Origin of the sequence: Patiriisocius hiemis (assembly GCF_031846325.1) — a bacterium.
Lineage (GTDB): Bacteria > Bacteroidota > Bacteroidia > Flavobacteriales > Flavobacteriaceae > Patiriisocius_A > Patiriisocius_A hiemis.
Genome location: NZ_JAVRHZ010000003.1, coordinates 158,983 through 171,791, shown reverse-complemented (window position 1 = coordinate 171,791; position 12,809 = coordinate 158,983). Strand labels below are relative to the sequence as shown.

12 protein-coding genes are annotated in these 12,809 nt (G+C 34.2%); 10 read left to right on the top strand and 2 right to left on the bottom strand.

The window, feature by feature from the left end; genetic code table 11:
- Positions 1-55: 55 nt before the first annotated feature.
- The 3 genes from RM538_RS07610 (at position 56) to RM538_RS07600 (ending at position 5,563) form a co-directional block, all read left to right on the top strand.
- Positions 56-1,582, top strand: a complete 1,527-nt coding sequence (locus RM538_RS07610) for a C1 family peptidase (RefSeq protein ID WP_311332815.1) — start codon at positions 56-58, stop codon at positions 1,580-1,582.
- Positions 1,583-1,592: 10 nt separating this feature from the next.
- Positions 1,593-4,865, top strand: a complete 3,273-nt coding sequence (locus RM538_RS07605; RefSeq protein WP_311332814.1) for a caspase family protein — start codon at positions 1,593-1,595, stop codon at positions 4,863-4,865.
- An 83-nt stretch (positions 4,866-4,948) separates the two neighbouring features.
- Entirely contained in the window at positions 4,949-5,563 is a 615-nt protein-coding gene (locus RM538_RS07600; RefSeq protein ID WP_311332813.1) for a DUF4230 domain-containing protein, read from the top strand.
- Here RM538_RS07600 and RM538_RS07595 read toward each other — a convergent pair.
- Both RM538_RS07595 and RM538_RS07590 read right to left on the bottom strand, forming a co-directional pair.
- Positions 5,558-5,860 carry a rhodanese-like domain-containing protein gene (locus RM538_RS07595; protein WP_311332812.1) on the bottom strand — a complete coding sequence of 101 codons (303 nt, stop codon included), beginning with the start codon at positions 5,858-5,860 and terminating at the stop codon, positions 5,558-5,560. The two genes, RM538_RS07600 and RM538_RS07595, sit on opposite strands and share 6 nt — an antisense overlap.
- Positions 5,861-5,882: 22 nt before the next feature.
- The gene (locus RM538_RS07590; protein ID WP_311332811.1) at positions 5,883-7,634 is read right to left on the bottom strand and encodes an aromatic amino acid hydroxylase; all 1,752 of its coding nucleotides are present in this window, start codon (positions 7,632-7,634) and stop codon (positions 5,883-5,885) included.
- A 70-nt stretch (positions 7,635-7,704) separates the two neighbouring features.
- Here RM538_RS07590 and RM538_RS07585 point away from each other — a divergent pair, with 70 nt between their 5' ends.
- The 7 genes from RM538_RS07585 to RM538_RS07555 all read left to right on the top strand — a co-directional run bounded on the left by RM538_RS07585 (position 7,705) and on the right by RM538_RS07555 (position 12,808).
- Entirely contained in the window at positions 7,705-8,277 is a 573-nt protein-coding gene (locus RM538_RS07585; RefSeq protein WP_311332810.1) for a TetR/AcrR family transcriptional regulator, read from the top strand.
- 80 nt (positions 8,278-8,357) lie between these two features.
- On the top strand, positions 8,358-9,431 hold the full coding sequence (locus RM538_RS07580; RefSeq protein WP_311332809.1) for a 2Fe-2S iron-sulfur cluster-binding protein: 1,074 nt from the start codon (positions 8,358-8,360) through the stop codon (positions 9,429-9,431).
- Positions 9,432-9,454: 23 nt separating this feature from the next.
- Positions 9,455-10,411, top strand: coding sequence for a 1,2-phenylacetyl-CoA epoxidase subunit PaaA (gene paaA, locus RM538_RS07575; protein ID WP_311332808.1), 957 nt, complete (start codon positions 9,455-9,457; stop codon positions 10,409-10,411).
- Positions 10,412-10,413: 2 nt separating this feature from the next.
- On the top strand, positions 10,414-10,701 hold the full coding sequence (gene paaB, locus RM538_RS07570; RefSeq protein WP_311332807.1) for a 1,2-phenylacetyl-CoA epoxidase subunit PaaB: 288 nt from the start codon (positions 10,414-10,416) through the stop codon (positions 10,699-10,701).
- Between the two features lie 39 nt (positions 10,702-10,740).
- On the top strand, positions 10,741-11,493 hold the full coding sequence (paaC, locus tag RM538_RS07565; RefSeq protein WP_311332806.1) for a 1,2-phenylacetyl-CoA epoxidase subunit PaaC: 753 nt from the start codon (positions 10,741-10,743) through the stop codon (positions 11,491-11,493).
- Positions 11,494-11,503: 10 nt separating this feature from the next.
- Positions 11,504-12,007 (top strand): 1,2-phenylacetyl-CoA epoxidase subunit PaaD, encoded by a 504-nt coding sequence (gene paaD, locus RM538_RS07560; protein ID WP_311332805.1) that lies wholly within the window; start codon positions 11,504-11,506, stop codon positions 12,005-12,007.
- Between the two features lie 15 nt (positions 12,008-12,022).
- Complete coding sequence (locus tag RM538_RS07555; protein ID WP_311332804.1) at positions 12,023-12,808, top strand: enoyl-CoA hydratase-related protein; 786 nt, start codon at positions 12,023-12,025, stop codon at positions 12,806-12,808.
- Position 12,809 lies beyond the last annotated feature (1 nt).

Here is a 12,809-nt window from a genome sequence, read left to right as displayed (position 1 = left end):
TATTTTTTTTTGCACTCATTTTAAAGAAGTTTACATCATGTAAAAACGAAATATTATGAGAGCACTTACTTTTTTAGCAGTTTTATTACTTACAACAACTTTAGTAGCGCAAGATTACCCTACCGGGATGATTTGGGACGAAGAAGTTTACCGAAGCATTCCTTATAAAGCTCAATTCACAGCATCTACCTACGATAATTTACCTACTTCTTATTCTTTAGAAGAATATGCTCCAATTCCTGGAAATCAAGGGAGATATGGAACATGTGTTGCGTATGCTAGTGCGTATGGATTACGTACAATTATGTTGGCAAAAGACAGGGGTATGAAAGATAAACAAACAATTACTTCAAATGCATTGTCACCTTCATATGTCTATGCCATTATTAAAAGGGAGGATGATATTAATTGTGATAAAGGAGCAAACCCTAAATTAGGTTTAGAAGCTTTAAAAGTAGCTGGAGCTCCTACATTAAAGTCTTTACCATATGCTTGTAATCCTTCCATTAGTACTTCGGTACAACTAGAGGCGATAGATTATAGAATTAGAGATTACCAAACTCTTTTCTTTTTTGATGCCCAACAGCCAGGTGTAAAAACAAATGCAACTAAAAAAGCACTAAGTGAGGGGTATCCAATATTATTGGGGATGAAACTGCCAGAAAGTTTTTTTAAAGCAAAAAAAGTATGGAGATCTGTTGCTGCAGACAAAGGCACAATGGCAAAAAAACATGGATACCACGCAATGGTAGTAGTAGGGTATGATGATAATTATGAAGGTGGTGCCTTTAGAGTTTTAAACAGTTGGGGGACTAATTGGGGTGATGAAGGTTATATATGGGTTCCATACAAAGAATATGAAGAATGGGCTATGGGCGCTTTACAGCCATATAGTTACCATAAAAAGAAAGAAGATGATAACAAGCCTAAAGTAATTCCTGTAAAACCAAATAAGCCTGGGAAACCTTCTCTACCAGATAATACTCCAGATGAAGAACCTATCGCTGGAAAACTACCTAAAGGAAGTCTACGTTTTGAAACCAATCAAGGACAACCTATGGAAGTTTCAAGAATTTCAACTAGAAATCTTGTAGTTGAAGATGATGTAAAGACTGAAAAAGAAGACCTAGTTGCCTATAGAATGACGCAAGGATATCCTTCTGGAACGCGGTTTAGATTTTATCTTAAAAATGAAAACGAAGGCTATATCTATGCATTTGCTACAGATTTAACCCAGAAAATAAATAAGATACTTCCTTATAGTGATGGAATGTCCCCATTAATTGGAGCAAATTCTGAAATCGCTTTTCCTAGTGAATCCAAAGTGATAAAAATGGATGATAATCCCGGAACAGACTACCTTCTTATTCTCTTTAGTCAACAAGAATTAAATGAGAAAGAATTACTTCAAAAAATGCAAAGTACTTCAGGAGGGTTAACATCAAAAATTAAAAGTGCTCTTGGCGATAAATTAATTGATAAAAGTATGGTAAAATACGCTTCTGGAACACCAGGATTTGAGGTTAAAAACGGAGCCAATGGCTATGTAGTACCCGTAATGGTAGAAATTTCACACCAATAAAATTTTGAGTATGAAAAAGTTAGCCAGTTTATTACTCACACTTTGCAGTTTTCTTACAGTTACTGCTCAGCAAGACTTTGTAGTGCAAAGCATACATTCTCAAGGAGCAAATAGTGTAGCTTATGATGAGAATAGAAATTTGCTTATAACGTATGGATATCAAGATAAGACCTTAAAATTTTGGGATGAACCTAGTGGGCTCTTGTATAGAACAGTAGACCTTGAAGGATATAACAATGATTTTGAGATAGATAAGAAGAATGGAAAAACCTATTTACTTATTAATAACAAAGTTGTCATTTATGAAAACACAACATTTAAAAAAGTAAAGGAATATCCTTTAGGAAGAATTTACGCCTTAGATTTTTTAGAAACACAAGAATTTAGTTATGTAACACTATTTGCTCAAGATACAGAAGGAAAACAAAGCCTTTATGCACTTGATGAAAATACTGGCGAATTTTTACCTGCAAATAATATTCCTCCATTTACAGGTGAGGGAGAAATAAATCATTTTGAATTCAATAAAGACAATTCATTCATTTTTATAACTACAGACAGGTTGTATAGTTATGTGTATTCTTATCAAACTCAACAATATTATGAGATAAGAGACTACGCACTTGCTATGTTAGAGAATGGAGATATTATTACAGGAGCGTATGAAGATGAAGGTAAGAGAGCTGTGTATTCTAGAATTAACCCTATTACAAAAGCTGTGGTATGGAAACAAGAATTGAAAATAGACATTAATGTTGAATCAATTGTACCTACACCCTACAGAACTGATGTTATAATAAATAGTGATGAAAAATCTTTATGGGTTTCACCAGGAACTAGCTTGTTTGTAGAGCTTGATGCTAAAGCAGGGTATATAATGGGTAAAATTTATAGAGAAGAACAAAAATTAGCTGGATTAGCTGTGGGAGATTATTTCTATGCGCAAAGCGGAATTGACAAGCCTTTCGCAAAATTTAGAAGATATGAAAATAAGCCAGTATTAACCTATGGTCATAATGTTGTAAGCCCAAACAATATTGTAGTTTATTATGGAGCAAGTGAAGCTGATATTATTTTCTCTGCAAATTATGGAGAACATACATACTCTTTATTAGCAAACCCTAATGTTACTCGATTTACAAACTATAAAACTAACTATCGGGACGATTATAGTGATGGGCGCTTAGTTGTAGATCAAAAAAGTAATAAAGTATTTTCGGTTACTAATACTTCAGACCCAATAAAAGTTTTTAAACGAGGAAAACCTAATAGTTTTAAAGATTTAGTTAATAACATCAAAGAAGTAGAGCATTTTGATTATAACAAATCTAGTAACATATTAGCTACCCTAGGGAAATCGGGACTTAGAATAATTAATACTGAAGAGGGTAGAGAAGTCTTTTCAAAAGTAATAGGGCTAGATATGCAATTTGCAGATAGAGGCCTAGCACTTTCTCCTGTAAATAATACGCTGGCGTATATAACTCGAGAAATGACTGGGAGTAGTGATACTAATGAACAATTACATTATTTTGATTATGTAACTAATCAAGAATTATGGAATAAAAAAGGGAAGTATTCTGCACTACAGTTTATTAAAAACGGAAGCCAATTAGTTGCGGCTAACAATACTACTAGTACGCTTGAGTTGTTAGACCCACAAACGGGTAATGTACTTAGGTCATTTCCATTAAATTTTGGAAAATCTACACTTGAAAGTACCATTTCTCCAGATGAGAAGTATATTATTTTTTCAGGATTTGAAGCAAAGCTATATGTTTTTGAAATTGATACAGGCAAATTAGTAACCAGTTATATAAATCAAGCTTTTAAATACAGTCCGGGTACTTTTGTGTCTAATGAAATTGTAGCTATTTCAGATGCTAGCGCAATAAAATTCTTTAATGTTCTAAACAATAAAGAGGTGTTGCGTATCTATATTTTTACAGATGGTGATTGGATTGCTTATACCCCAGAAGGACTCTTTGATGGTTCTCCTAGTGCTTGGGATAAAGTGGCTTTTGTGAAGAATAGAGAAGTAATTCCATTAGAAAGTGTTTTCAGCAGTTTTTATACACCTAGACTATTACATAAAACCCTTTTTAATGGTAAGGTGGAGAAAAGAGAAGATATTAAAAATTTAAAAGCACCACCTTCAGTAACTATTACGTATAAAGAAGGTTCTAGAAATCTTACTGTTGAAGATGATGTGCAATCATCTAAAGTAATTACAACTCAGAACCAAAACGGCGAAATTACTTTAAACGGCAATGCCAACGGCGATAGAATTATAGAAATGCGATTGTTTCAAAACGGGAAGTTAGTTAGTGCAAATACTAGAAACTTGATTGTGGAAGATGATTTGCCTAGCGGAAATTCAAAATCATACAAGGTAAAACTGGCAGAAGGAAGTAATGAGTTTATAGCCGTAGCTATCAATTCTCAAGGGACTGAAAGTCGCCCAGACAAACTAACCGTAATCTATAAACCAGTAAAATCTGAATTTACACCACAAGGGCTACAAGCGCATATCCTTGTTATTGGCATTGATAAATATAAGAACTCAAAGTATGATTTAAACTATGCTGTTGCAGATGCTACTAGTTTTAAAGAGAGTGTAATGAAAGGTGTAAAAAATATTACTTCAAAAGTAAATATCTATGAGATTAAAAATGATGAAGCGGTACGAGACAATATATTATCTAAGCTTACCGAAGTTGCTTCTAAAGCAAATCCACAAGATATTTTTGTGTTTTACTATGCTGGTCATGGAGTGGTGGCGCAAGAAGGAGATAAAGATTTTTATTTAGTGCCTTATGATGTAACACAATTATATGGTAATGATGGCGCATTAAAGCAAAAAGGAATTTCGGCTAAAGAGTTAAAGCAGATTGCAAGTAGTATACCCGCTCAAAAACAATTATATATCCTAGATGCATGTCAAAGTGCTGGAGCACTTTCTACCATTGCTGCTCGTGGTGCTATTGAAGAAAAAGCAATTGCACAACTTGCTAGAAGTACTGGAACGCATTGGTTAACAGCTTCAGGGAGCGAACAATTTGCTACAGAGTTTGATGAGCTTGGACATGGAGTATTTACATATGCCCTTTTAGAAGCACTCTCTGGAAAAGCCGATAGTGGAGATAAGCGTATTACTGTAAATGAAATTAAAGCATACATTGAAAGTAGAGTCCCAGAAATTTCAGAAAAATATAAAGGAAGCCCACAATATCCATCAAGTTTTGGGTTTGGTCAAGACTTCCCTCTAGGAATCCAAAATTGAGTTAGTGTTGTTTTTGTTTTTAAGAGTTGCTTTTGCATAAGTAAAAGCAACTCTTGTTTTTTGTATATTAGATAAAAACAAAAATGCGTAAAATTCTCTTCGGAATAGTAATAGCTTTCTTTATAATGTTTGGGGTGCAATATTGTACACATCAAAAAGAAGAGACTCAAAAATTGCAGGCTACCTCTTCACTTATAGAAAAACAACTTAAAAATGTAGGTAAACTTGTTGTTACAGAAGGTACCTATGCACAGGTATTTAGCTATGAAGACTCTAAAAAGTTTTACTTTGATGTATTTTCAGCAAAGAAAAAGGCACTAGTAGTTGTTAATGCTGAGGCTTCAATTTCTTACGATTTAAGTAAAATTGAAACACAAGTTAATCAAGAAAACAAAACGGTTACTATTTCAAAAATTCCAGAGCCAGAACTTAAAATTAACCCAAATATAGAATATTATGATGTGCAACAGGATTATTTAAACCAGTTTGAAGCATCAGATTACAACAAAATTAAGATACGGGTTGAGGCATCATTACGAGAAAAAATTGAAACTTCAGGTTTAAAAAAGAATGCTAAAAACAGGCTAGTTTCAGAGCTCCATAAAATTTACATTCTAACTAATTCAATGGGATGGACACTAGTATACAATGACACAATTGTTGAAAGTGGAAGTGGGTTTAACGAAATTAAATTATAGTTTTCTTTCAAGAGAATTTTTTCCACCTCCATTAAGCGCTTCAATACCATGTTTTTTAAGTATGCCGGTAGCGATGGCACTTCTGCCACCACTTTTACAAAATGCGATTATAGGGGCGTTTTTCTTTTTTAGAGTATCAATATTAGAAGACACTTCTTTTAAAGGTATGTGTAAAGCGCCATCGATAGACCCTTCGTTGTACTCTTGATGCGTGCGTACATCCAACAGGATAGCATCTCTATCTAAGAAGCCCTGTAGCTTGTTTTTATTTCTGTTAAAAAAACTAAATAATCCCATAAGTTTTGATATTAGTTTTAAGCTAATTGTTTTTTTCTAGAAGAAGTAAACCATCATCAATTAGGTGTGCAATTTCTGGCCTTCTTTCTTTTAATGCGATTAAGTATTCTAGTACACTAGCATCATTAGTTAATTCTAGTATTTCTAGAGGTAGTAGCCAATCTCTTGGATATACTTTTTTTAAAGTATCAAAAATTTCTTTGAGCTTATTGTTTTGATCGGGAGTAAGTGAGGCATTTGTAGTTTCACGAATTTCACGTACTTCCTTATAAAATTCAATGAGGTTTTTCTCTGTTTCAGATTGCGTGACTTTTATTGTTTTTGTCTGGCTTACTTGCTGCTGAACAGGAAAAGATAAATAATCTGCAGCACCTGCGAAAGCAGATACAATTTCTTTTCCTACAGCCATGTCAAAATCACCATCTTCTGGTGTGAACAAAACTGAATCTTTATAAGTAACTGTACAATCTGTAAACTGAATAAGCATTAATTCTCCCTTAATATTTCGCATACCAGTAACATTCATTCCTTTTACATGAATCCCACTTTCAAATTCAAACTCAATAGGCTTTCCATCGTAAAAATTATAAGCTGCTAGGTCTCTTGGCCCCATATTTTCTATGGCAAGATTAATCCCTTTTAGTTTTCCTAAAGGTGATCTAAACCCATTTTTATGTCTACTTATACCATGCCCAATAACTTCTTTTTCTCTGTATGCAAGTGCTGTTTCTCCTTCGGTTTCAAAGTACACTACTTCGTTATCTTCATTTTGTATCATCTTGGAAAAAGAACCACTTATTTGGAGTCCAGTACTAATTTCAATAGTTCCTATTTGTTTGGACTCAATTAATTTTTTAAGACCTCGCCAACCTCCTTTACGAACTGCCATGGTGTTTGCAAACTCTTCTAATACTTGCTGTAAGTAGGCAAAATCTGGAGTTACAAAAAGTTGAGGTTGAGGTTTTGTAATATCAAATTCTTGATATGCTGCTTCTATAGAATAAGGTACTTTTTTTACTTCATCTTTCATACACCAAACACTTTCTCCTATGGAAGAAAGTAAGCCAGCACCGTAAATTTTTGGGTCTTCAATAGTACCAACCATACCATACTCAACCGTCCACCAATGTAAGTTTCGTATTAAAGAAATTTCAGAAGGAGGTACTTCTTTTTGTTGTAAGGCTTCTACATTTTTTTCGGCCTTTATTATTTCTTCCTTGGTAGAAGCCTCGGCTTCTTTAAGGATTGAGAGTGTTCTAACGGCTTCATACATTTCAATATCATGCGCACTAGAAATCGCTTTTGCACCAATCTCGCCAAATCGTCTTAAATACTCTGCATAATCAGGACTTGCAATAATGGGAGCATGCCCAGCACCTTCATGAATAATATCTGGTGCAGGAGTATATTCTATATTTTCTAATTGACGAATATCACTTGCTATGACAAGAATTTTATACGCCTGAAATTCCATAAAAGCGTTAGGAGGAATAAAACCATCAACTGCTACTGCAGCCCATCCTATTTCTTTTAAAATTCTATTCATCCCATACATAGATGGGATACTATCTATAGAAATGCCTGTTTTTTGTAGTCCTTCTACATAACTATTGTGCGCAACTTTACTTAAATAATCTACATTTTTACGCATCACATAGCGCCATACCGCCTGATTTATAGGGGTGTAGTTTTCATAATTTTGCGGCTTAATATACTGCTTAAGGTGTGGAGGTAAGCGGTCTATAAGTTCGTTGCTTTCAATGGATGCTTGCATAGCTGTAAAAGTAAAGTAGAGGCAGGTAGTTTCCAAACCTCAAAAGCCTATTTTTAGTATCTTCGTTTTAATGAAACTTACACGCAAGCAAGAAATTATTGTAATTGCCTCAAAACTTTTTAAAGAAAAAGGGTTTCAAGCTGTTTCTATGAGGGATATAGCGAAGGCTATGGGGATTAAAGCTTCTAGCTTGTATAATCATATACAAGGAAAACAAGAAATTTTATCTACCCTTATTCTTGAAGTTGCTCATGAGTTTACAAATGGAATGAACGCTGTAGTTTCTGAAACGCTAACGCCAATACAAAAAATTGAAAAAATTATAGAACTTCATATTGATATAACTGTAAATTACTCCGAAGGGCTTGCGGCGCTTAATAATGATTGGATGCATCTTGAAGAAGAAAATAGAAAATCATATATAAAGATGCGAGATGATTATGAAGAAAACTTCAGAAGTATAATAAAGGAGGGCATAAGAGACAAAAGTCTAACAAATAATCACCCAGAAGTAATTCTTTTTTCTATACTATCTACTCTTAGAACCCTCTATTTATGGTATCAAAAAAGAGGAAAGTTAGACGAAAATGTTTTAAAAAAGGATATGGTTGCAATCATGTTACAGGGTATTGCTAATCATTAGAACCCTAAAAGTAAACGAAATATTAAAGTGTTTGCTATTGTAACTAACAATCGTTAGTTTTGTGTAATTAAATTTAATTCGTGGCTACATTTCATACATTAACTGCAAAAGAAGTCTACAAAGAAACAGACGATTGCACCGTAATAGGTTTTGATATTCCTGAAAATTTAAAAGATAGTTTTAAATACAGGCAAGGACAACATTTAACCTTACGAGCTACTATAGATGGTGAAGATGTTCGTCGTTCTTATAGTTTATGTTCCTGCCCAACAGATGGAGAATGGAAAGTTGCAGTAAAGAAAATACTTGGAGGTAAGTTTTCTACATATGCAAACGATGTTCTTAAAACAGGAGATACAATAGAAGTAATGGAGCCAAGTGGTGTATTTGGAGTTGAGATAGCGCCAGACAAGCCTAAAAATTATCTCTTTTTTGCTGCTGGAAGTGGTATCACACCAGTACTTTCTATGATTAAAACTCACCTTAGTGCTGAGCCTAAATCAACTTGTAAGCTATTTTATGTGAATAAAACAGCAAAATCCATTATCTTTAAAGAAGAGCTAGAACAGCTTAGAAACCAATATTTTGGAAGACTAGAGATTTATTATTTTCTTACAAAGGAGAGAAGAGATATTGAGCTTCTTAATGGGAGGTTTAATGAAGAAAAAATGGATATCTTAACAAAGACCTTTATAGATATTCCAGATACAAATGAGGTGTTTTTGTGTGGGCCGGAACAAATGGTGCATTTTGTGAGTGACTATTTAGTAAATGCTGGTTTGCCTAAAGAGAATGTTCACTTTGAACTTTTTGTAACAGGTCTTACTGAAGAAGATAAAGCAAGACAAGAACGGTTAGCAAAGCAAAATGTAGAAGGGGTTGAAGTAACTATAGTAGATGGAGGTAAAGAGTTTGTGTTTACAATGACCAAAGACTATGACAACATATTAGATGCTGCCCTTGGAGCAGGAGCAGACTTACCATTTGCTTGCAAAGGGGGAGTTTGTAGTACATGTAAATGTGAAGTATTGGATGGAGATGTAGAAATGATGATAAATTATGCTTTAGACGAAAAAGAAGTGTCTCAAAATTTAGTGTTGAGTTGTCAAGCTGTTCCTACTACACAAAAAGTGAAAGTAGACTTTGATGTTTAGATTAAGAATTAAAAGAAAGAATTATGAGTGAAAAAGATGTAAAAAACTTAGAAGAAATTTTTGAAGCTCGCATCGCGCGTGATGAAAAAATAGAACCTAAAGATTGGATGCCAGAGAAGTATAGAAAAACGCATATAAGGCAAATTTCACAACATGCACATAGTGAAATAATTGGAATGTTGCCAGAAGGAAACTGGATAACAAGAGCTCCTTCTTTAAGGCGTAAAGCAGCTTTGCTCGCAAAAGTACAAGACGAGGCTGGTCATGGATTATACCTTTATTCAGCTTGTGAAACATTAGGTGTATCTCGTGATGAGTTATATGAGCAATTACACTCCGGAAAAGCAAAGTATTCTTCAATATTTAATTACCCTACAGTAACATGGGCAGATATGGGAGCGATTGGTTGGCTTGTTGATGGAGCTGCTATAATTAATCAAGTTCCATTATGTAATACTTCTTTTGGTCCTTACGCAAGAGCTATGGTAAGAGTTTGTAAGGAAGAAAGTTTTCATCAACGTCAAGGTTTTGAGATTATGCTCACGCTTTGCAATGGAACCCCAGAGCAAAAGGAAATGGCGCAAGATGCATTAAATAGATGGTGGTGGCCAAGCTTAATGATGTTAGGCCCTACAGATGATGTTTCTGTACACACAGAACAGTCCATGAAGTGGAAACTTAAAAGAAAAACTAACGATGAGCTTCGTCAACAATTTATAGATCAAACTGTACCTCAGGCAGATATTCTAGGGCTTACAGTCCCAGATCCAGATTTAAAATGGAATGAAGAAACTGGACACTATGACTTTGGAGAAATAGATTGGGAAGAATTCTGGCAAGTAGTTAAAGGACATGGTCCTTGCAATAAAGAGCGTATGAATGCTAGAGTTAACGCATGGGAAAATGGAGCTTGGGTACGTGATGCTGCCATGGCTTATGCCGAAAAGAAAGAAAGTAGTAATAAAAGAAAAGCAGTATAGATATGTCAAAAAAAAATTGGCCTCTTTGGGAAATATTTGTGAGAAGTAAAAACGGTTTAGAACATAGACATTTTGGAAGCCTACATGCTGCAGATGCAGATATGGCTTTAGAAAATGCAAGAGACGTTTACACTAGGAGAAGCGAAGGTGTTAGTATTTGGGTAGTAGAAAGTAAGCATATCACAGCATCAAACCCTGAAAATAATGGAGAACTTTTTGAACCAGCTCAAGACAAGGTATATCGTCACCCAACTTTTTACGATTTACCAGATGGTGTAAAACATATGTAAAATACAGTTAAAACCTTAAAACAGAATTCAATTTTCTTTATGAAAAACGATTTGTATAATTATATAATTTCAATTGCAGATAATAGTCTAATACTTGGCCAACGCCTTGGAGAACTTTGTGGTCATGGTCCAACATTAGAGACCGATATAGCCTGTACTAACATTTCATTAGACCTAATTGGTCAGGCTAGAAACTATTACCAATACGCTGCAAAGGTTCAAGGAGAAAATAAAACAGAGGATGATATTGCCTTTTTAAGACTAGAAAAAGAATATAGAAATGTATTGTTGGTTGAACAACCCAATACGCATTTTGGTTATGTAATGGGAAGACAATTTTTGTTTGATGTTTATCATCTTATGTTTATGGAAGCTTTAGCAAGTAGTAAAGATGAAACTCTAGCTGCTATTGCAAAAAAAGGAATTAAAGAGGTGAGTTACCACAAACGGTTTTCGAGTGATTGGGTAAGAAGGCTTGGAGATGGAACAGAAGAAAGCAATAAAAAAATACAAGAAGCAATAAGCGATTTGTGGAGATTTACCGAAGAATTATTCGATGTGACGGATGTTGAAAAAAGTATGATCGATGATAGTCTAGGTGTTGATATTAGAGAATTAAAAGATAAATACTACGAAGAAGTTACAGCTGTTTTAGAGGAAGCAAAACTTAAAGCTCCAGAGCATAACTATTTTACAAAAGGAGGGAAAAAAGGAGTGCATACAGAGCATATGGGCTATCTCTTGGCAGATTTACAATACATGCAGCGAACCTACCCTAATATGAAATGGTAAAACTATTAAGATGACAATAGTTCACCAAGCACATATAGAACCACACTTAATTGAAGTTTTAAAAACTGTCTCAGACCCAGAAATACCAGTATTAACAGTTTTAGATTTAGGAGTAATTAGAGAAGCGACCGAAAAGGATAATGTTATTTCAATTAAACTCACTCCCACATATTCTGGCTGCCCAGCAATGGATGTAATTGGAGATGATTTAAAAGCTGCTTTCAAACCTTTAGGAAAAAAAGTTACTATAGAGCTTGTTTTATCTCCAGCTTGGTCAACAGATTGGATTAGTGAGGAAGGGCTACAAAAAATGGAGGAGTACGGTATAGCAAGACCACTTTCTGAAACAGCAGATAAAGATGTACTCCTAGGTAATGCTAAAAAAGTAAAGTGTCCTCAATGTGGAAGTAGAAACACACATTTAGTAAGTCAATTTGGTTCTACCGCTTGTAAAGCACTGTTTAAATGTAACGATTGCCAAGAACCTTTTGATTATTTTAAATGCCTTAAATAATAATAACTAATTATAATGGATAATAAGTCAATAGAAATAAATGTTCAAAACAACATAGCTAATATTTCCTTAAACCGCCCAGAGGTTTTTAATAGCTTTAATAGAGACATGGCATTATCACTACAACATCACTTAGATGAATGTGAAAATAATTCAAAAGTAAGAGCCATTCTTTTAACAGGTAATGGGAAAGCATTTTGTGCAGGACAAGACTTAAAAGAAGTTACTACTCCAGAGTTAAACCCAGGTTTTAAAAAAATATTAGAAGAGCATTATAATCCTATTATTTCAAAAATTAGAAGCATCAGTAAACCAGTTATTGCTGCTGTAAATGGAGTTGCTGCGGGTGCTGGAGCAAATATTGCCTTAGCTTGTGATATTGTAATAGCGTCAGATAAAGCGAGTTTTATTCAGGCCTTTAGCAAAATTGGATTAATACCAGATAGTGGTGGCACATTTTTTTTGCCAAGATTAATAGGGTTTCAAAAAGCTTCTGCTTTAATGATGTTAGGTGATAAAGTTTCAGCAGCAGAAGCAGAAAAGCTAGGAATGGTATATAAAGTAATTCCTTCTGAAGTTTTTTCTGAAGAAGCAGTAAAACTAGCTGAACATATTGCTCTTATGCCAACAAAAGCATTGGCAATGACAAAAGAGTTATTAAATAATTCGATGTCTAACTCATTAGAGCAACAATTAGATTTAGAATCTAAATTACAAATAGAGGCAGCACAAAGTGAAGATTATGCAGAAGGAGTTGCCGCATTTATTGAAAAAAGAAAACCAAACTTTAAAGGAAAATAAC

Coding starts and splice junctions, on each gene's coding strand:
- RM538_RS07555 (WP_311332804.1), top strand. CDS start 12,023: ATGGATAATAAGTCAATAGAAATAAATGTTCAAAACAACATAGCTAAT.
- RM538_RS07600 (WP_311332813.1), top strand. CDS start 4,949: ATGCGTAAAATTCTCTTCGGAATAGTAATAGCTTTCTTTATAATGTTT.
- paaC (WP_311332806.1), top strand. CDS start 10,741: ATGAAAAACGATTTGTATAATTATATAATTTCAATTGCAGATAATAGT.
- RM538_RS07610 (WP_311332815.1), top strand. CDS start 56: ATGAGAGCACTTACTTTTTTAGCAGTTTTATTACTTACAACAACTTTA.
- paaA (WP_311332808.1), top strand. CDS start 9,455: ATGAGTGAAAAAGATGTAAAAAACTTAGAAGAAATTTTTGAAGCTCGC.
- RM538_RS07605 (WP_311332814.1), top strand. CDS start 1,593: ATGAAAAAGTTAGCCAGTTTATTACTCACACTTTGCAGTTTTCTTACA.
- RM538_RS07590 (WP_311332811.1), bottom strand. CDS start 7,634: ATGCAAGCATCCATTGAAAGCAACGAACTTATAGACCGCTTACCTCCA.
- paaD (WP_311332805.1), top strand. CDS start 11,504: ATGACAATAGTTCACCAAGCACATATAGAACCACACTTAATTGAAGTT.
- RM538_RS07595 (WP_311332812.1), bottom strand. CDS start 5,860: ATGGGATTATTTAGTTTTTTTAACAGAAATAAAAACAAGCTACAGGGC.
- RM538_RS07585 (WP_311332810.1), top strand. CDS start 7,705: ATGAAACTTACACGCAAGCAAGAAATTATTGTAATTGCCTCAAAACTT.
- paaB (WP_311332807.1), top strand. CDS start 10,414: ATGTCAAAAAAAAATTGGCCTCTTTGGGAAATATTTGTGAGAAGTAAA.